Annotated in this window: 18 protein-coding genes; 13 read left to right on the top strand and 5 right to left on the bottom strand. The window is 55.5% G+C overall.

All coding sequences use genetic code 11. The annotated features are described in order from the left end of the window. Window positions 1-541: 541 nt before the first annotated feature. On the bottom strand, window positions 542-1,759 hold the full coding sequence (locus tag QN062_RS03930) for a DUF4236 domain-containing protein (RefSeq protein WP_369342291.1): 1,218 nt from the start codon (window positions 1,757-1,759) through the stop codon (window positions 542-544). 147 nt (window positions 1,760-1,906) lie between these two features. Here QN062_RS03930 and QN062_RS03925 point away from each other — a divergent pair, with 147 nt between their 5' ends. Beyond that, entirely contained in the window at window positions 1,907-2,626 is a 720-nt protein-coding gene (locus QN062_RS03925; protein ID WP_369342290.1) for an ion channel, read from the top strand. Between the two features lie 610 nt (window positions 2,627-3,236). Then, window positions 3,237-3,518, top strand: coding sequence for a hypothetical protein (locus QN062_RS03920; RefSeq protein WP_369342289.1), 282 nt, complete (start codon window positions 3,237-3,239; stop codon window positions 3,516-3,518). Here the strand turns inward: QN062_RS03920 and QN062_RS03915 are convergent. After that, window positions 3,515-4,915, bottom strand: coding sequence for a DUF1524 domain-containing protein (locus QN062_RS03915; protein ID WP_369342288.1), 1,401 nt, complete (start codon window positions 4,913-4,915; stop codon window positions 3,515-3,517). The genes QN062_RS03920 and QN062_RS03915 overlap by 4 nt on opposite strands. Before the next feature lie 513 nt (window positions 4,916-5,428). On the opposite strand from QN062_RS03915, the gene QN062_RS03910 reads away from it, so the two are divergent. The 3 genes from QN062_RS03910 to QN062_RS03900 all read left to right on the top strand — a co-directional run bounded on the left by QN062_RS03910 (window position 5,429) and on the right by QN062_RS03900 (window position 7,925). Continuing rightward, window positions 5,429-6,169: an SDR family oxidoreductase gene (locus QN062_RS03910; RefSeq protein ID WP_369342287.1), complete on the top strand. Its 741-nt coding sequence runs from the start codon at window positions 5,429-5,431 to the stop codon at window positions 6,167-6,169. A gap of 209 nt (window positions 6,170-6,378) precedes the next feature. After that, window positions 6,379-7,254: a DUF4097 domain-containing protein gene (locus QN062_RS03905; RefSeq protein WP_369342286.1), complete on the top strand. Its 876-nt coding sequence runs from the start codon at window positions 6,379-6,381 to the stop codon at window positions 7,252-7,254. A 26-nt stretch (window positions 7,255-7,280) separates the two neighbouring features. After that, window positions 7,281-7,925 carry a helix-turn-helix transcriptional regulator gene (locus QN062_RS03900; RefSeq protein WP_369342285.1) on the top strand — a complete coding sequence of 215 codons (645 nt, stop codon included), beginning with the start codon at window positions 7,281-7,283 and terminating at the stop codon, window positions 7,923-7,925. Between the two features lie 70 nt (window positions 7,926-7,995). On the opposite strand, the gene QN062_RS03895 is transcribed toward QN062_RS03900, so the two are convergent. Then, a complete protein-coding gene (locus tag QN062_RS03895) occupies window positions 7,996-8,598 on the bottom strand; it encodes a CDP-alcohol phosphatidyltransferase family protein (protein ID WP_369342284.1) in 603 nt (200 codons plus the stop codon). A 91-nt stretch (window positions 8,599-8,689) separates the two neighbouring features. Beyond that, window positions 8,690-9,025 carry a hypothetical protein gene (locus QN062_RS03890; protein WP_369342283.1) on the bottom strand — a complete coding sequence of 112 codons (336 nt, stop codon included), beginning with the start codon at window positions 9,023-9,025 and terminating at the stop codon, window positions 8,690-8,692. 653 nt (window positions 9,026-9,678) lie between these two features. Between QN062_RS03890 and QN062_RS03885 the strand changes: the two genes are divergently transcribed. From QN062_RS03885 to QN062_RS03850, 8 genes are all read left to right on the top strand, one after another. Beyond that, window positions 9,679-10,230: a hypothetical protein gene (locus tag QN062_RS03885; protein WP_369342282.1), complete on the top strand. Its 552-nt coding sequence runs from the start codon at window positions 9,679-9,681 to the stop codon at window positions 10,228-10,230. A gap of 219 nt (window positions 10,231-10,449) precedes the next feature. Then, window positions 10,450-11,151: a 5'-methylthioadenosine/S-adenosylhomocysteine nucleosidase gene (mtnN, locus tag QN062_RS03880; protein ID WP_369342281.1), complete on the top strand. Its 702-nt coding sequence runs from the start codon at window positions 10,450-10,452 to the stop codon at window positions 11,149-11,151. Between the two features lie 314 nt (window positions 11,152-11,465). Then, on the top strand, window positions 11,466-11,987 hold the full coding sequence (gene rplJ, locus QN062_RS03875) for a 50S ribosomal protein L10 (protein ID WP_369342280.1): 522 nt from the start codon (window positions 11,466-11,468) through the stop codon (window positions 11,985-11,987). 109 nt (window positions 11,988-12,096) lie between these two features. Continuing rightward, window positions 12,097-12,480 carry a 50S ribosomal protein L7/L12 gene (gene rplL, locus QN062_RS03870; protein ID WP_369342279.1) on the top strand — a complete coding sequence of 128 codons (384 nt, stop codon included), beginning with the start codon at window positions 12,097-12,099 and terminating at the stop codon, window positions 12,478-12,480. Window positions 12,481-12,734: 254 nt separating this feature from the next. Then, window positions 12,735-14,114 (top strand): MATE family efflux transporter, encoded by a 1,380-nt coding sequence (locus QN062_RS03865; protein WP_369342539.1) that lies wholly within the window; start codon window positions 12,735-12,737, stop codon window positions 14,112-14,114. A gap of 116 nt (window positions 14,115-14,230) precedes the next feature. Further along, entirely contained in the window at window positions 14,231-15,619 is a 1,389-nt protein-coding gene (locus QN062_RS03860) for an FHA domain-containing protein (RefSeq protein WP_369342278.1), read from the top strand. A gap of 6 nt (window positions 15,620-15,625) precedes the next feature. Next, the gene (locus QN062_RS03855; RefSeq protein ID WP_369342277.1) at window positions 15,626-19,273 is read left to right on the top strand and encodes a helicase; all 3,648 of its coding nucleotides are present in this window, start codon (window positions 15,626-15,628) and stop codon (window positions 19,271-19,273) included. Next, window positions 19,270-19,485, top strand: coding sequence for a hypothetical protein (locus tag QN062_RS03850; protein ID WP_369342276.1), 216 nt, complete (start codon window positions 19,270-19,272; stop codon window positions 19,483-19,485). Before QN062_RS03855 ends, QN062_RS03850 begins: the two co-directional genes overlap by 4 nt. Here QN062_RS03850 and mscL read toward each other — a convergent pair whose 3' ends face one another. Next, on the bottom strand, window positions 19,486-19,959 hold the full coding sequence (gene mscL, locus QN062_RS03845; RefSeq protein ID WP_394854737.1) for a large conductance mechanosensitive channel protein MscL: 474 nt from the start codon (window positions 19,957-19,959) through the stop codon (window positions 19,486-19,488). Between the last annotated feature and the right edge of the window lie 6 nt (window positions 19,960-19,965).

Here is a 19,965-nt window from a genome sequence, read left to right as displayed (position 1 = left end):
TCCGACCTGGTCGAGGCCGAAGAAACGCCTGCAATCCATGTGTGCCACAATCCCAGCGCTGTGCCAAGATCAGGGTCATGCGGCCATAACCTTGGCAGGCCCCATCACCAAGGGCATATCGACGACTACTTAAGCAAGTCGCTAAGAGGAGCGAGCCCATCGAGCCCACCAGCAAAGCCCTATGGAATCACCTACCAAAGCGAGTGACCGATCATGAGATTCTTGATAAGGATCTTATGTTCATTCGCAAGGGTCAGCCAATCACCAAAACCCTGGAACTCCGACGTTTGTAAAGGGCATTGAAAAAGGCGAAACAGGTGAAGGTTGCCATCCGAAGTGTCAGACACTACTTCGCTACCCAAGCGCCATAGCCGGAGCATCCGAAGACTCTACAAAACCCCATCGGCCACGTCGACATCAACGCCACAGCCGGATACACCCTCTGAAACACGAAGGTGTTTGCGGATATCACAGGAAAGTCGGTGTTGAGTGTACAGGTTGTCGAGTAAACAAGCTTCGTCGAAGTGGGATGTGCCGTGCGTCATAGCTTCCAGCGAAGTCTTCCATCGGCCGCAACTCGACAAGTGAGGATATTGGAGCTTCGATCCGATCTGGCCTGTGCTCCTTCAGGAGAGCAGAATGCGCCACCGTGTGCGGTACCCATAGAGTTTTGATTCTGTTGCTGTTGCTGCTGGGCTTTCTGTGCTGCTGCGGCATCTGCTGCCGCTTTCTGCTCTGAGGCTTTCTTTGCCGCGGCAGCGTCGGCGGCCTGTTTAGCGGCGGCAGCGTCGGCCGCTTTCTTGGCTGCGGCCTGTTGCTCTGCGGCTTTTTGTGCTGCGGCTGCTGCGTCGTCCTGTTTTTTCTGTTCGACGCTGGCGTTCACTGCATCCATTGTTTGTTCCAATGGAGTGACTGCATCCGTATATATTTGGGGATCCGCAGAGTTGATGGCGCTCGCTGCATCGATGGCATCTGTTAGGGCGACACGGGTTTGAAGGTCGGCTACGTTGTTGTTCGATGAGTCAAGCAGCGTGCGAGCATCATTGATCTTGTCGGTCAGCTTGGCTTTGGCATCGGCGAGCTTTGCCGCAGCTTCATCTGCTTGTTTCTTCGCTTCGGCTGCCCTCGATGCCGATGCTGTGGCCGACGCTGCCGTTTTGGCTGATTGCGAAGCAGTGTCACTGCTGGTGGAGACGGAAGGACTTGCAGTTGGTGTGGTTTCTGGTGTATTAGCTGCTCCGGCGATGAAAGTGATGAGAGAGAGGAGGATGGAGAGGCTCGCCGTAAGGAGACTTCTTCGCCTTTTTCTGATGGCTATAACGACTAGGCCTGCGAGGCCTAGGAAGAATCCTATGACACCGGCCAGCGCTCCGACTGCCGCGGCCGGTGTGAATGAGAACGCCAACCCTATTAGGCCCAGGATGAATGATGCAATCACCAGCTTCGACCATGGAGACTTATGACCATCAGGTGACGTAGATGGCTGGGTTGGTGGAACGTTGGGGGGCAATACAGCTGTTTGTACTGGCGTTTGCTGAGGCGGGGTGATGATTGGGAGCTGCGTAGTTGTTGCGTTGTCGATTCGTTGAGAATAGTAGAGACCGGTTCCGGGAACGCTTGCACCCACTCTTGTGCCACCCTTACCTACTGTTACATGGGGCATGCCACGCTTGCCAAATGTGGCGCTGGTCACCCCGTGCTTGCCCAGATTGACTCTGAAATACTTCCCGCCAATGCTCTTTCGAAAACGCCAGCCCATGATTTCCCCTTTTCCATCCCCCAGAAGGCATCAATGCCTGAGAGGAATAATAACTCTGGCTGTGTAAATTATGTGAAATACCTTATTTCTCAGGCGGATTGCCGGCGGTCAAGGTTTTTGTCCGTGTACGTGACCAAGGTGCTCAGTATGACTTTAAAGAAGTGGAATGCCGCCACCGAGTGGCCACTGACTTTTCTCTCGATAGTATTTCTAATTGTGTATGCGTGGCAGATTCTCGTGCAGCCCACTGGTGCATGGAATGGTGCTGCGGAGCTTTCCATGAACATACTGTGGGTCGTGTTTGGGTTGGATTACCTAGTGTCTCTCTGGCTGGCGGAGAAGAAGTGGGAGTGGTTCAAACATCATTTGTTTGATCTCTTGATTGTGTTGCTGCCGATGGTGCGTCCGCTGCGTGTGCTCCGAGTGTTAACGGCATTGAGTGCTTTGCACCGAACGAGCGGCATGGCGCTGCGGGGGCGGATCACCATGTATGTGGGGGCATCTGTGACATTGACTGTATTCATTGGTGCGTTGGCTGTGCTGGATGCTGAGCGTTATGCTCCAGGGGCGTCAATCAAGACGTTCGGGCAGGCATTATGGTGGGCATTCGTTACAATCACCACAGTTGGTTATGGCGATTACTCTCCGGTGACATCGACTGGGCGGTTGATAGCTTTTGTGCTGATGCTCGGTGGCATAGCGCTAATAGGTGTTGTGACCGCCACCCTGGCTTCCTGGATCGTTGACGAGGTCAGCGCAGAAGAGAAGACAGACGTAAATATTACGCGTGAGGAGCTCGAGGAAGTTAAGCGACAGCTGGAACGCATCGAGCATAAACTAGATGACACAGAAGTCCCACGACAGTGACCTCATACAAACAGTCAGATGTATTGCCTGCGATCAAGTATCAGTTTCTTGTAGTCTCTGAGCACTTGAAGCGTGACGTTCACTTCATTGGCGATGAGGTTGCGTCGCCTTGATACCCCATATCAACGGGGTCCAGTCGTTTCGATGGCATGAGCAACTACGTGGTGAACCATCTGGCTCGGTTCTCTGCCCTTGCAGGGGCGAGCGGTGAGCATGAGCTATCGAAATACGCCCAGTGGAATAGCTTATGAACCAGCATGCAGCGCTTCTGGATATAGCTGCGATCGATGGTGATCGTTCGCAGTATTCACCCTAGATTTCCTTGATCTCCTGGGAGGATATCGCTGCATATGGTGACATCGAGCGCATCCGTGTAGCGTCGCATGTCACCATAGGTCATCGAGCAGTCGATGTGAAAGTCACGCTTCGGTATCAGGGTAGTAGTCTTTTTCGGTATCGCCCGATACTTTCGGAGGATAGGGAACGGACCCATCTCGAGAGCGTTCACAGTCGCGTCAATGCCACTCGTGGTGGAATCCGTCTACATCAATGCCTATTTTTCGGACATTATCAAATGAGTACCGTTTTAAGTTTGCAAAGGGTTCAAATAATGAGTCTTGATGAAACCTCCACTTGGATCAACCGGGCAGTGAGTACAGAAGCCGCAAGAGTCGGAATCGAAGGCATTCCAACGATTCAAGCCAACAAGCGCAACGAACAGAACGATTATATTGAGCACGGCGATTCGATGCACCCGTGGAAATCGATGCGCATTCATCAGAATCTACGGAATCTACGGAATCTACGGAATCAGAAACGTAACCGTGCAATGCGGGCGACCTCACCTCTTGGCGTGGCCATCCGGATTGCACGGTTACAAGATCTCAGCTAGTGCCTCCATCGCAGTCTGTTGTCCGTTGAGATCGTGGTGCAGGTGAGTTTGACACCAGTGCTTGTCTGCGCCTTGGTTCCTTTTTCGGCTGCTTTGCAGAAGGCCCCTGACTTTTTGATTGGCAGCGATGCGGCGGGTTTGGAAGGTTGCCTTGGTTTAGCGGGCTTGGAAGCTTGCGTTGGTTTCGTGGTCTTGGCAGGAGTGGCTTTCTTCGGCGCCTGTCTGAAAGAGTCTGCCGTGCTTCCCGGTGCGGCGCTCCCTTTGGGAATCAGCTCTATCTGAATGGCTTCGAGCCTGTATGAGTATCCTGTGGTTCCTGCGTCGGCACCGTCTCTTGCCCAGCCCAGCCATCCGAAATGCTGCGCGTGAACGTGGTAATACACGTCGTATGCAGAGGCGAGATTGCCGGTGAGCCGGATGCTGATGGCTTCGAGACGCTTGGCCTTTCCGGATGTCCCGGACATTGCGCCGGTGCTTACCCATCCCTGCCATCCGTAAGTCTGGACGTGAGTACGGTATTGTATTTCACCGGAGGTGGCTGGAACTCTATCTGAAACCTTGATGTTGATGGCCTCAAGTCGTTTGGACTTGCCTGTGGTTCCTGAGATCTGTCCGTCCTTGACCCATCCCTGCCATCCGTATGTCTGCACATGCGTGCGGTATGTAAGAGACGGGGTAGGCGCTGACGTGGAGATGCTCAGACTGCCTGCAGTCGCAGTCGGTTCGTTCGGGCATGAGGCGAGCACCTGAGCCATGGACTGCTTCTCGCTGTTGGTGATCCAAAGTCCGTATCTCTGTTTTACGGTTATCTGCCTGGCTACGTATGAGCAGTCAGATTTCGCATAGGACGGCAACCACTGCGATGCATCTCTATCGCCCTTCGACTGGTTCGCTGATCCATCGACTGCGAGCAGATTGAGGGGATCATTGGCCAGATCCTCCCTTTCCTGCTCTCCTAAGCCTTGCGCTCCAGTCGTCCATGCATCGCCAAGTGCGACTACGTGGTCGATCTGCACGTCCGACGATGTTGTGGCGCCGCTTACGAAGTCGATGGTCTTCCCCGTGTATGGGTCGTTCAGCATCCCTGTCCCGACTTTGCACTTCCCGGCATCCAGATATGTGACGTTCTTCAAGTCGCGCTTGAGAATGTCGTTTCGTGTGTCGCAGCCATTGCCGTCGATGTCTTCCCAGGCTGGCCCAAACTGGCTTCGCGAATATCCGTTCATTGAAGCAGCGGGACTGACCTTGAGGCCTGCCAATGCTGACGAAGCCTTCTGGGTCTGCGTCGCCTGCGCCTGACTCACACCGAATTGCGAACCCGGCGTTGGCGCCAAGGTGGCTGCAATCATGGTCACGATCGTTATGAACGATAATAATGCTCCTCGCATACGCTGCATGCGACGCCCCTCTTCTCTATTCTCTATTTTTCTTCACTTGCTGAAGTTCCGTCATGTCCCCGTGGCATCCGGCAGTGATCGCCTTGGCGGTCTCCGCTGCAGATTTCAATGCCTGGGAGAAATATTAACGCTGACTGAGTAAATTCTGTGAAGCGCATCGCCGAAATTCCAATAACTCATGGAATACTTCTGATTGAATATGGGTTTGTTCCAGGCCAAGGCGTTTCTCAGGTCTGACATATCGCAGGCATGTATCTGCCCATGCCCATGCCATTCACTTTCCTCATGGTCAATGGCAGTCTGTGCGATATTTGTGCTGGGGAAAGAGGTGCATTCTTTGCATGACTCTGTGGCAGATCACCATCCGTGTGTGTTGGTGCCATCGGTGTCGGTGATGATATCGGAGCAGACGGTTCCATCCAGGGCTTTGATCGGATATCATTCCTTTCGAGATACCATGATCCTCGTGATTTACGATATTCCATATATGATTGCGATGAAAGCGGGCGTCTGATGACGGGGAAAACATCCACCTTGAGCGGTTCGAGAATTCTGATAATCGGCGGCACTTCGGGCTTCGGCAAGGAAGTTGCCCTCCAGGTTGCGAGATGCGGCGCCAAGCCATGCGTGATAGGAAAGACCGAATCCCATGTCGTTCAGATGAGAGAGTCATTCCCCGACGGTGTCCATGCGTCCGTCACCACGCTTGATGCCACAGACTCAACGCAGTTCGAGTCGTTTCTTCAATCGCATGGACCGTTCGATCATGCCGTTTCCATGCTGGGTGGGGCGATGGGCGGAGGCTTCATCGACAATCCGGTCGATGACATCGTCAAGGCCGTGAACGATAAGTTCCTCGCCTCCCTCATCATATCCAAGGCGCTTGCTCCTCATATGTCTCAGGGAGGCAGCATCACCTTGACATCGGGATCGGGTGGACATCCTTACGATGCTTCGGGCGCGATAGTCGGCAACATGTCGGTCGATCTACTGGTGCGGGGGCTGGCAGTTGAACTGGCGCCTGGCTTGAGGGTCAACGCCATCGCACCATCTTGGACGCCAACTGGACTATGGCGGGGTATGGATGCCGAGGATTTGGCGCAGACAGAGAGAAGAGTGGCCATGAGCGTACCGCTGAAACGAGTGGCCACGGTGACTGAGGTTGCCAGCGCCTATGTTTTTGCCATGGAATGTGGATTTCTCACCGGACAGATCATCCATGTCGATGGTGGGGTTTCGGCGCTCGAGTCTTGAAGTTGATTATGAGCAGGACCATCCAGCGCTGCCATGCGTTCCTTTGAATCGTGATGATGGATTGTTCCAAACTTAGCTTGGCGTGATGCCCACGGCGGTGGAGCACAGCCTGGGCATGCGCAGTGCCAAACACACGAGGCGCCGAGTGGCCAAACGCGATATATCGTGTTACGCTGTTCATAAACGCGATATATCGTGAAAGGACGACGATGATGGATATGGATGATTCGCAGCGTGAGCAATGGGTCGTAGAGCCTGGTCAGAGCAAGACATTTGATTTCGAGGATCTTGATTCGGTAATCATTGAACTGGTCTGCGGTCGTGTGGACGTCATTGGCAATGACAGTCCCCGTGCAAGGCTTGAGATCGCCAACGTCCGTTCCGAATCGGTCGACATACGGCTCGACGGCGGGAAGCTCAGCATCAGCCATCCCAGTGTGAGAGGACGATGGAACGTCCATCTCTTTGGCAAGAGCTGGTTCAGGGAATACGGACACATCAACGCTGACGTCAGTCTGCTCGTTCCGAGAAAGGTGGCGCTTCGTCTTGCAGCCGTGCGTGGCGACACTCTGGTCAGCGGACTGTCCCATGGCGCAAAGATCGAAACGGTGAGCGGCACGGTGCTCTCTGACGGGCTCTCGGGGCATCTGCACCTTGACAATGTCAGCGGAAAGGTCGAGGCGCGCAATCATCACGGCAGCGTGGACGCGAACACGGTCAGCGGAGACGTCGTGCTCAGCGCTGACTGCGAACGAGTCAAGGTGGACAGCGTCAGCGGTGACCTGTATCTCGACGCATTCGGAGCACCGACATCCATCGATTTCAACTCAGTATCAGGCAATGCATCGATACGTCTGGCTTCGCAGGTCAGACTCCGGTGCGACGTGAACTCGATCAGCGGAAGAGTCCAGGTCGGTGGTCAGACATACAAGACTTCCATGAGCAAAGGATTCAAATACGAAGACGGGCCATACGATGGTTCTCCGCTGAGCGTGGGCATGGGTTCCGTTTCGGGCAAGCTGAGAGTTGTCAGACGGGAAGACGATGAACCGGTGCGCGGAGAGAAAGTTGGTGAGCATCAGTGAACGGGCCGGTTTTTGCCCATGGCCAGATGAGACTCTATCTCCTGACATTGCTGGATGAGTCTCCTAAACACGGTTATGAACTGATTCAGGCGATAGAGCAGCGCTTCGCTGGAGCCTACGTCCCGAGCACTGGAACAGTCTATCCCCGTCTGGCAAAGCTGACCGAGGAGGGTCTGATCGCCAGAACCGAGGAAGGACGAAAGACCGTATACTCCATCACCGATGCTGGCCGTGCTGAACTGGCCAGGCGCAAGGATGACACTGCCGAATTGGAATGTGACATAGAATCTTCGGTTCGTCGTCTCGCAGACGAGCTGCGCAGCGACATGCGTCGATCCATGAGCTCCCTTCGTGATGATCTGGACGCTGCGATGAATTCGACGACCAATCCACGTGCAGACGGTACTTCCACAGGTCCTTTCGCATCAAGGGCAGGTTTTGCAAGGGCTCGTGAGAGTTCGAAATTCATGCATGCGACATCGGACGAACGGATTCGCAAAGCCGAGGAGCTGCTGCAATCCTTCAGACAGGACATCCGCAGTGACCTTCGCACTGCGGACGCGAACGGAGCGCTGACAGAGCACACGCTCGACATGCTGGCGGAACAGCTGCGGCAAGTACGTGAGCGTATCGACGACAGCATCAAGTCGCAGAATCGGCGGAGACGGTGATGGATATCGACGCGGCTATCGAGGTCGGGGCACCTCCGATTCCTGCATGGCAGCTCGTATGGCGCTCGCTTCACTCGCGAGGTAGGGGTTTGCTGTCGGATTCCTTTCCCGAGACGGATCCAAGGCTTACCAGAGAGCGAATGTCAGGATGAAGCTTGGGTGAGGCGATGGTGATTGTCAGCTCTTCAAGCGAGGCGATTGAGGCGATGGTGCATGCAACGACGCATGCAACGATGCCTGCCACGATGCCTGTCGTTGCAGCCCTTGTCTGGATTATGAACATCGGAGCAACGAATATGACAAGGCCCGAGAGCTTGTTCAGCACCGTGTGCAGGAAGGCGACCTGACGGTAGCGCAGCCATCCAATGATGAGCGTCATGACTTTCAGCATCGCAAGGATGACTATCCAGATCGTCAACCAGCTTGGCCAATGGAGGAAAGTCATGAGCACGTAGAGAAGCGTCAGAGTAAAAAGCATGTCAGCAAGGCTGTCGAACGATGATCCGAATCTCGTCGCCGTTCGCCACCTGCGTGCCAGGAACCCATCAAGCGCATCGGTGACGCCTGCGGTGACATAAACCACGATGAAGGCGATTGACTCCACGCCAAGCAATGGAAGCAATGCCGCACAGAGACATCTCAGCAGTGTAAGTGCATTCGGAATCCATCGCATATCGAGATTCCCCTCCCGCATGTTGGATGAACTCTCGCAGAGCCTGACGAACCGCCCGGGCGGGTTTCAACGGATGTGACCTGCGGCAATTCTAGAGCCGAATGTACCATGCCTTGGAGCGCTGCTGCTCGGCAAGGAAGACAATGCCTGAAGGCACGGTCCGAATCGCCGATGCAAGCGACTCAGGGGATATCGAATGATGCTTCAAGGCCGTCTCACATGCATAGACGCTTACGCCACTGGGGATGTCCTCATTGCTCAGATCGGGTGCCGCCGTTATGGCGTGATGGTTTATCACGAGAAGCACACGATTCGAACACTTCGGATCTTCGAGTATCTGTCGGCACAGGCGCAGACCCCGTCCGACGTCGAGAGGGTTGTCGGAGGCATGAAGAATAACCGGTGGATGATCTTCGCGCACAGTCATGTACTGTCCTTTCATCAAGGATTGATCCCTGTTCCCAGCAATGATAGCTGGGCTGTCGTTCGAGCGGAAGCCAACGACGACGCCATTCGCAGACCGTGCACGATACGTTCGCAGACCTACGTCGGAGGCATCGAATCGGACCTGTGCTTCTGACAATCAGTCAATCAAGGGGAAGGCCCCGCAATATCAAGGGGAAGGCCCCGCAATGGAGAGAGAAATGGAAGAAAACCAGCGGGGCCTGATAACTATGATGCAGCCTGCATCTTCGCGCTTGCATGGCATAGACTGAAAAATTCATGTGAATCATGAATCTTGCTCATTCCGTGCCTCCTTCCATGGAAAGGGCTGCCATCATGGGCGAGGCGACTCCAGGTTCAAGATAAACCATCGATTTTCCGATAGAATGGACTGCGAAGGGACAATTCAGAGCAGGCACGGAACTCGTTTCCGACGGCATCCGACAGACGCCCGGGATTGAAGGTGCAGACATGGTCGGTGAATATGGAATCCGTTGGGAGGTTCCGCCCTCCGTCGTTGATCGCATGAGAGCGGACCAAGGAATTCCGTGTCGCAGCCATAACCATGGCAGAGTACGGCGCACCTCATCATACGTGACTGTGCGGTGAGCCGAAAACAGTGTTGGAAGGAGAATCATGACACAGCAGAATTCACCATACGAGAACGGCGACGCCCCGGATCGGCCGGTCAGCATGCATGCGGCATCGATGGATACCCCCAACGAACGGCCGAAGGATGCGACGCCTCAGCCCAATGGCCAGCAGTTCAATGCACCAGGTCCGAACTTCAACCGGACAGGTGCTCCATCGCCGATGATGAATCAGCCGAACGCACAGCCATACAACCGTCAGCCCAACATGGCGCCGATGAATGCCGCTGGCTATCCATACCCACAGAACGTGAATCTCAACCAAGGCAAAAGTGCCGCGAAGGGATTCGCGATTGCCGGATTCATCCTTGCACTGATCGGTCTGTTCGTCGTCGTCTGGCAATACAGCAGATTCGTCAGTCCGTTCGGCACTGTCGGACTGGTGCTTTCCGTGGTCGGAATCCTGATTCAGGACAAGGGCGAGGAGAGGTCAAGGGCGACATACGTCTTCGCAGTGGTGGGCGTCATCGTTTCGATCCTCGTCATCGTCATGAATCTTCTGATGGGAATCTTTGACTATCAGCCTTCGCTCTATTGAGCGATGCCTGTCGGAACCGATGGACGTCTTCGTGAAGCGATTGAAGCGATTGAGGCGCACGATGCACGTGCAGCCTCGAAAGGTCGCCTCCACTCCAGTCTGACGTATCGTATGTGACCTCAGGCCTCGTCGTCGCAGACGCCTTGCCGCTCCTGATTGGGGCGGCAATTATATGTGAGGTGTTAAACTCCGATTCGTAAAGTCAGACAAGGAGCATATATGAGAACGATAGCCGTCATCGGAGCATTGAACGAAGAGGTCAGTCTTATCGCGCGTTCGCTGTCGGATGCCTCCCACAATGTCGAATCCCAACGAGCAAGCCTGGATGTTGTCGAAGGCAGCATCGCATCGGAATCCGGCGAGAAGATTCGCGTGGCGGCAACCGTTGGCGGCATGGGAACGGTGAACGCCGCTTCGACGACCCAGTATCTGCTGGACGCGTATCAGCCGGACGCGGTTATTTTCTCTGGCATAGCGGGCAATCTCAATCCTGCGCTCCATATCAATGACGTGGTCCTGGGTGGCACACTGCGATACATCGATTCCGATATGCGCCTCATCGCCCAGTTCGCTCCGAAGCAGCATGAATTTCACTCTGATGCGGCGCTGCTTGCCATAGCCGACGAGGTGCTTTCGCAGATGGGCACGAAGCACATCACCGGCATCATCGCCTCAGGCAACTACTTCGTGGACACGGCTGAGAAGATCCAGCAGATCTCACGCGCCACAGGCGCCGACGCCGTAGAGATGGAAGGCGCGGCGGTCTGCCATGTGGCCGCCCGCAACCATGTCCCCGCACTGGTCATTCGAGCGTTGAGTGACAATGCCGACACTGAATATGAGTCATTCAAGGACTTTGACATCTCTGAATTTGCGGATACCGCCGCCACCCAGGTCATTCGTATAATCCAGAGAATGTGAGTCTGCCCGGCCACTTCAGAGTCATGTGGCAGGTGATACACGCCGGAACATCTGATTTGTCGAATTGGATATCTTGGGTGTAGTCTGGAAAAGTTGTAAAACCACAGACCGCTGGTCGTGATCGTAAGATTGCGTGAAATATGGCTGCCAAGCCAGCGTAGGTTGAGATTGAAGCCTGAAGGGCCTGCCGAGAACGGAATCGTTCAAGGCATCTTTCAGAAGTTGATGCTCTGCCTGCGCGCAGAGCTTTTTTATTGCTCTTGATGACTCGGCATTCACATTCACCTTCCAGTGGCCGCATAGGAAGGAACGCCATGAAAAGGCCCGAAAAGGAAGAGGTGGTCGCGGAGCTTACGGGTAAATTCCGTAATTCCGACGCGATTCTTCTCACCGAGTACCGCGGGCTCAGTGTCCCGCAGATCGCAGACCTGCGCGACAAACTAGGCCGCGATACTTCCTATACCGTGGCGAAGAATACGTTGGCTCGCATTGCAGCTAAGGAAGCTGGCATCGAAGGACTGGATGATTATATCTCAGGCCCGACCGCCATCACTTTCGTCTCGGGCGATTACGTCCAGGCTGCGAAGACACTTCGCGACTTCACCAAGGCAAACAAGCAGCTCGTTGTCAAGGGCGGTTTCGCAGATGGAACTGTCTATGACGATGAGGGCGTCCAGAAGCTTGCGGATCTCGAATCCCGCGAGGTTCTGCTTTCCAAGATGGCTGGCGCGCTGAAGGGCACGATGGCCAAGGCCGCATTCGCGTTTGTCGCACTGCCTACCAAGGCTGTTCGCACGATCGACGCGCTTCGCGAAAAGCAGGAAAAGGCCGCCTGATCCTGTGGCTCATGCCGCTCGATCAATGCAAGGAAAAAACAAGATGTTTGGTGGGTTGTCTGCACAAGCAGACTCACATAGTGACCACCGCAAATGAAAGGAAGCCATTATGGCTAAGCTCTCATCCGATGAGCTCCTTGAAGCTTTCAAGGAAATGACCCTCGTTGAACTCTCTGACTTCGTCAAGAAGTTCGAGGACGAGTTCGATGTCGAAGCCGCTGCTCCAGTCGCAGCTGCTGCTGCTCCTGCTGCCGGTGCCGCTGCACCTGCAGAAGAAGAGCAGACTGAGTTCGATGTCGTCCTCTCCGCCGTTGGCGACAAGAAGATCCAGGTCATCAAGGCCGTCCGCGCCCTGACCAGCCTCGGTCTCGCCGATGCAAAGGGACTTGTCGATTCAGCTCCCAAGGCTGTTCTCGAGAAGGCCAAGAAGGAAGATGCCGAGAAGGCGAAGGCAGCTCTCGAAGAGGCTGGCGCAACCGTGGAACTCAAGTAGTTCTCGCGCATTTCTCATTGCACAAAGCCTGCCAGCTCCGCTGGCAGGCTTTGTCATACTCATGGGTGGCAGATCGCTTCTCTGAAACACGCCTTCCATAGGATGCATCCGTGTGCAGGCTTCAATGCCAGCTTCTGCCGCAGATGTTGAGAGAGCAAGGTTCTTCTTGATTTTCAGGCTGTGCGATAGCATGTTTCGGGAAATGGTATGAATCTAGGGAATGAGCGATGGTGAGCGTCTCGCACATGAGGAACATGCATCAGGAACAGGTCAGCCATGCGAGAGCCGACGCCAAGTATCGTCAGATGACGCAGCGGCCGGTGGAGGGACTGATCCTGAGACTCAGCCTTCCGGCGGTCATTTCGAATCTCGTCACCATGGCTTACAACCTCGTCGACACTTTCTTCATCGGAAGGCTTGGAACCGCACAGTCAGGGGCGATTGGCATTGCCTTCTCCGTCATGACGATCCTGCAGGCAGTCGGTTTCTTCTTCGGCAATGGTTCAGGCAACACCCTTGCGAGAGAGCTTGGAAAGCACAATGAGGAGCGAGCGTCGAAGCTTCTTTCCATCGGCTTCTTCGGCTCGGTGTTCAGCGGTGCTCTCATCGCAGTTCTTGGACTTGCGACGTTGCGGCCGCTGGTCGTGATGCTTGGCTCGACCGAGACCATCGCACCCTACGCAATCGAATATCTCACACCATTGCTGTGTGCCGCACCGTTCGTATGCGCTTCGTTTACCATGAACGGCCTGCTTCGGTATCAGGGCCAATCCGCGTTCGCCATGGTCGGCCTGGTATCTGGGGCACTGCTCAACCTGGCGTTGGCTCCATATCTGATTTTCGTCCTAAAGATGGGCATTCTTGGGGCGGGGCTTGCAACGGCGATCTGCCAGACTGTGAGCTTCTGCATTCTTCTATATATGAGCCGCAGACATTCGGTCATCCGTCTCTCGTTTCATAGTTTCAAGCCCAGCGTGCTGCTGATCAGAGAGATTCTTGGAGGCGGGCTGCCCTCCCTCGTCCGTCAGGGAGCGAGTTCGATTGCAGTGACATGCGTCAATCTTGCCGCGAATCCCTTTGGGGATGCGGCGATCGCCGCAATGGCGATTGTGATGAGAATCATGCTGTTCATCAACTCGGTGATTGTGGGTCTCGGCCAAGGGTTCCAGCCAGTCTGCGGATACAATTACGGTGCGGGTCTGTTCGCTCGGGTACGGCGGGGGTATTGGTTCTGCATACGCATTTCCACGGCCTTGCTGGCCGTATTTGCCGTGGCGCTGTTCATCGCGGCGCCGCATCTCATCGCAGTGTTCCGATCCGATCCCGCCGTTATCGCGGTGGGCGCATTCGCGTTGCGCATCCAATGCTTCACCTGCGCCTTGAACGGATTCAACATGATGTCTAATATGATGCAGCAGACCATGGGAATGACAGGCATCGCTTCGTTTCTCGCACTGTGCCGTCTTGGGCTGTTTCTGGCACCGACGGTGCTGATTCTGCCGCATGTATTTGGCGTGTTGGGCGTACAGATGGCCCAATCCGTCTCCGATGTCCTCTCATTCTTGGTTACCATGCCGTTCCAACGCTTCATTCTGCACCGGCTGAAGGGCGATTCAGCCATACGAATTCACTGATTGTGAGAGAATCGCGGTAGTTTGTAAGTTTTTATTGCCCATTCATGACACAATGGATGGGTAACCATGGCTTATGGGCATGTGATACGGGCTTTATCGTAAGGAGGACGACAGTCGTGAGTGTTGAACAGCGACCGACTCATCAATGGATCGTCAGCGTCAAGAATATGGCTGACGTGATTGTGAACTCGGGCGAAAGCATTGAAATTGGCCGCAAACCGCTACGACCTCTTCCAGATGAGGGGAAGACCCGCCTTGATGTTCCCGACGAGACCCGTTCCATGTCAAAGAGGCATGCCGTCTTTGTCGTGGCCGCTTCAGGCTCCGCCACCATCAGGGACCTGCATTCAACGAACGGCACATATATCGTTCGAGCTGACGGAGGACTCGTCCGCGTTCCGCTCGATCAGGACTTTCCGCTTCCACGAAATGAGATGACGCTCCAGTTCGGCGATGTCCCTGCAACGTTCAAGCGTCAGGACATTCAGCCACAGCACGATCCCAAGGGCCGAAGGTCCGGCGATGTCTCGGATCTTTTCTCATATGCCAGTGATAACGGACCGGTGGAACCGGATGCCGCAGACATGTCGGTTGATGACATTCTTGACTTGCGCGCTGGTGAGCCGACGAGCGCGTTCGACGCGAGTTCCGTTCGCAGCAGAATAACCCAATTGCATGACGCGGTGCTTGGCGAGGCGAATGCCCACGACCGCGACGGTGCCGAACCCGAGCGTCGTGAATCGAAGGTTGCGGACGCATCTGTGACTGACGCATCTGGAACTGACGCATCGCAAGTCGATCGCAGCGCCGTGGATTCCGCGAATGCTGAAAGTGCCGAAAAGACTGAGAAGGCTGTCGAAGCACGGCAATCCGCCAAGGACCCGGCATCGGTCGCTCCGGGAGAGAGCGATGAATCCGGACAGCGCGATCTGTTCGAGGATGCGCTTTCCGATGCTCTGCATATCGAGGATGACGCTCAGAAAAGTCCTGGCGAAGAGATGCAGAGGAACCCTGAAGGCGATACGGGGCATATTGCCACGGGTGCTTCGTCTGTCAGCCACGGAGAGGGTGCATCGTCTGGGGACGCATCGTCGCAGACCGTGTTCACCCCCTTGGCTTCGGCGCAACTCGATGACGACGCGCAGCGGGTCTCCCAGACTGATGGGACCGCACGGGACGGCCAGCCAGAATCAAACGAAGGTGCGTTCAAACCGGTATTCGAGCCTGGTTCTGTGTTCGAAAAGGTCTCCAAGGGAGAATTTTCGAAGAAGCAGCACATCGTAGAGGTAGACGGCTTCACATCGGACGATGCGCGCACGAGCCATGATTTCACGAAGCAGTTCGACATGGCGAGGCATTCCGAATTGCTGCCCTTCCTCGCCATGAATACGTCTTTGTATGACGATCTCTATACATGGCTGGCCGCGCAGGGCAACCATGATGTAGATGTCGCGCTCCAATCCAACACAGGCTATCAGGAGTATCTCGAGGCAACGCGGAAGTGAGCAACAATGAGTGAAGAATCGGCCAATGTATCCGAACATGAAACGCGTGGAAGAGAGACGAATGTTCTCGATTCGCTTCGCGCGTGGAGACGGGAGTATCAGAGCAAGGTCGGACAGACGCCTCTGGAGGACATCACCCAGTTGGCAGCGCGGTTGGAGCTTACGCATGCTCATCCATCCGGCATCGCACAGCTCTTCGCTGGCGGGCAGACGCATCTGGACTCGCTCTTCCGCGACAATGGGGTGCTTCGTGCTGCAATTAAGCGCATGGGCCGGGTGATCGAAGACCAGACTGCGAAGAATCGGCTGAGTGGGTGTGCCGAGCTCTCCATGGTAGTGGGCGTCGCCACATGGCTTGGAAGCTCCATGCCGGTTCTGCTGTATCCGGTCACGATCGAAGCCCCACAGGGCGCTCGTCCGAAAATGACGATCCGACTCACCGGTCCGGTCGAGATGAATGCCGCATTGATTTCGGCACTGAGAGACCATGGCGTCGACCTCAATGCCAAACGGTTGTTCAGCGAGGCAAATTTCCAAGGTGGAACCGCAGAGACCAGCGCCTTGTTCAACCTGATCGAAACGGAAACCAATGGTGAGATCGCCGATTTCACGATTGACCATGAGATCATTCTTGGATGTCTTGTGGAGCCTTCCACGCTTCTGCTGAACGAAAGCCAGAATATAATCGACGAGCTGTCCCGCGGGGCTTCGGGGAATGCCATTCTCGATGCGATCGCAGGTGACCACGATGCCGTCGAATTGCTGAAGAATCAGCCGATGGCTGATTTCAGTCCGTTCGATGCGGATCCTCATGACGAGCTTGAAATCGCTGATGTCGACAACCATGTCCGCTTCGCGGCGCACATGGTGGCATCTGGACGCTCCATCTTCATGAATGAAAGCTCCGACAAGAACACCGCCCTGCACGCCGCAGCGGTCGCCTCCCGCTGCATCATGAATGGCCGTACGGTGCTCTATGTCCCCAGCGTTGCCGAGCAGAAGCGCAGATTCTCGCAGGTCATGCGAGCCAACGACATGGAAGATGTGATGCTCGACGTTGCCGATGGCTCCACCAACACGCAGATCGATCGGCAGCTCATCGACGCAGTCGGGTATCAGCAGGGCACGGCTGGATCGCATTTCAACCAGCTCGCCGACGAGCTGGTCGGCGTGCGTTCGCGTCTGACGCGCTATCTGGGCGATTTGCATGGCGTGAATGAGCGTTGGGGCGTTTCCGCCTATCAGACGATTCAGAACCTTGCGCATATTGCAGCGTTGCCGACGCATCCGACAACCCGAGTGCGTCTTGACATCAACGCGGCGCGTGCAATCGGTCCTCATATCGACAAGTGGGCGTCTCTTCTCGAGCGTGCCGCAGACATCGGTGAATTCACCATCGGCCCTGACGATACGGTGTGGTACAAGGCTTCCATCAGTTCTGAGAACGATGCGGTGGATGCGTATCAGCGAGTGGTCAGACTCCTTGAAAGAACGTTGCCTGCAATTCGCCAGCAGGTGGCCAACACCGTGCAGACCTGTGGATTCCCCGTTCCTGCGACGGCTCATGACTGGGAGAGTCAGGTCACCGTTCTCAAGAATCTTCGCAGGGTTCTCGACATCTTCCAGCCCGAGATCTTCGAACGGGACATCGCCTCCATGATCGAGGCCACCAAGTCAAAGGCGGAGCGCAAGTCGAACGGAACCTCGATGGGCTTCTGGGAACGCAGAAGACATGCAAAGGAGGCCAAGGGCCTGCTTCGCGTGGGAGCTCAGGTGGACAACCTCCATGACGCACTGTTGGTCGTCGCAAGGCAGTCAGAGCAGTGGCGCATCTTTGTCCCTCATGGCGGCTGGCCCGTATTGCCTTCGCGGCTTGACCAAATCGTGGAGACGCAGGATTCGCTTTCGAACGATCTGACCGCACTGAATACGGTTCTTGCCACCACGCCCCAGGGTGCCGAGCTTGAATCGGTGACCTTGAATAATCTTGAGGAACGACTGAAGGCACTGTTCAACGACCATCTTGCCCTGGAGACGCTGCCGGAACGCTTCCGCCTTGAAGAGGACTTCGACAAGGTCGGTCTGGGAGGACTGGTGCACGACCTGCACGCAAGGCGCATTGCCTCGAAGGCTGTCCGGGCTGAACTGCAGCTGGCATGGTGGACAACGGTGTTCGAGGATATCGTTCGATCTTCGGAGATGATTTCGAATCAAGATGGATCGGCGCTGTCAAACGCTTCCGATCGTTTTGTGCAGATTGACACCGAGCATGTTCGCAGCGTGGGAGCGATGCTGAATCAGGAGCTCACCAAACGACTTTCAGAACTGCTCTTTGCTCATACACAAGAGGCCAATCAGCTTCATACAAGGCTTTCTGGCCATCAGCGCGTCGGCATAGACCTTCTGCATAGAGACTTCCCGCGGCTGATCGCTGCCGCAAAGCCTGTCTTCGTCGCCACACCGGCGACCTTGGCCGCATTGACCGGCACCGACCAGCTTGCCGACATCGCAATCGTCGATGCCGCGGCGCATATGCCGTCGATCGAGTTGCTCAGCATTGCGAAGCGTGCAAGACAGATCGTCGTGCTTGCCCACCGCGAGACGGTCACGTCGAATTCCGTCAGACGGCTGATCTCTGTGCTCCCATGCGTCAACATTGCAAGCACTCCGGATCGCAGACCGCAAGACGTGTCGATCTTCCTCAGGGCGCAGGGATACGGTTCGTCGACTCCCGATGGCGTGTGCCCAACGGCACAGGGTTCCGTCAGATACACACGCATCGAGGCCACGGGCGTCCCGGTCATGGCAACTGGGCTGGTGGAGTCAAGTCAGCAGGAGATTGACGCCGTCGTTTCGGAACTTCGTCACAGGGCGCGTTCGTTCACGATCGTTCCGGCTTCGTATGTGCTTACGGTCGTGACTCTCTCACCCACCCACCGTGCACGTCTGGGAGCTGAGCTGAAGTCCTGCGCGATCAAGGATCCCAACTTTGCCAAGTTCCTTCGTCATGTTCGCATCATTGGGATTGACGAAATCGCAGGAGCTCAATCTGGCGACGTGATCATCTCATTCGGTTTCGCGAAAACCGCACATGGAAGATTGCTGCAGCAATTCGGCGAACTCGAAGGCGAGGCGGGCAAGGGCATGCTGCTTGATGCACTGGCGCTCTCGTCAAGAAACCTTGACATCATCTCTGCGTTCGGCTCCGAAGACATGGAAGATGAACGAATTCATCAGCCTGGTCCGCGCTTCCTGAAGGTGGTGCTGCAATGGGCGGAGCATCTTGGGGCCGAGACCCATGAGCCGGGCGAGCATGAAGCCTCGGCGCAGGACATGCTGCTCGACGACCTGGCAGAGCGAATTCGCAAGCGTGGCCTTGAAGTAGCCCAATACTATGGTCACGATCAGGGCGCTCGCATTCCGCTTGTCGTCGGAGTGAAGGGCAAGCCTTTCGCGCTCGCAGTTTTGACGGACAATGCGGATTACATGCGGATCCGTTCGACGAGGCAGCGTCATCGCTTCATACATGAGAATCTGCAGATGCTTGGGTGGTCGGTGATAACCATATGGAGCGTTGCCGCATTCGTGAATCCCGATAAGGAAGTCGACCGTATCGTCAGCCAGTTGGCAGAAGTGTATGGAGACAGCGAATGAACGATGAGTCAGAGGGAGACCAAGCTGCAGGACGTTCCAAGCGACGTCATCGTCGGGTCGTGCTGAGGGGCACCGAGCGCTTTGATGCAGATGGCGTCAAGCTGGAGGCTGGAGACATGCAGACAAAAAAAGCCAAGGATGCGGATGATGATGCGCGCATCCTTGGCGAATTGCCTCCCCACTGGGGAGTCTTCAGCGCCGAGAAGGAATGATTACTTCATATCGGCATTCTGCTGCCTGAGCTGATCGCGGATCTCCTGGAGCAATGCGACCGACTGCTCTTCCGGCGATGGTTCGGCGGGCTTCGCCTCTTCAACGCCTGCGACGGCCCTGGTCATGTCGCGAAGCTTGTTGATTGGCAGGATGATGCAGAAGTAGACTGCCATGGCCACAATCAGGAAGTTGATGATTTCACCGATGATGGCTCCGAAGGAGATCGTCGCGTTGTTATAGGTGATCGTCAGAAGGTTGGATAGATCCGGCTTGCCGAAGATCATGCCGATAAGAGGCGTGATGAACGATTTGACGATTGCATTCACGACTGCGGTGACAGCGCCGCCCATGACGACACCGACTGCCATGTCTATCATCGAGCCGCGAGAGATGAATTTCTTGAAGCCACCTATCGGCCCTTTGTCGGTGAGCGCGGCCAGCTGATGCGTGGCCTGCATGGTCTTTGAGCTCATTCTTTT

Source organism: Bifidobacterium sp. WK012_4_13, assembly GCF_041080835.1.
Classification (GTDB): Bacteria; Actinomycetota; Actinomycetes; order Actinomycetales; family Bifidobacteriaceae; genus Bombiscardovia; species Bombiscardovia fermentum.
The sequence above is the reverse complement of the archived record's forward strand: the minus strand, read 5'-3'. Positions and strand labels throughout refer to the sequence as shown.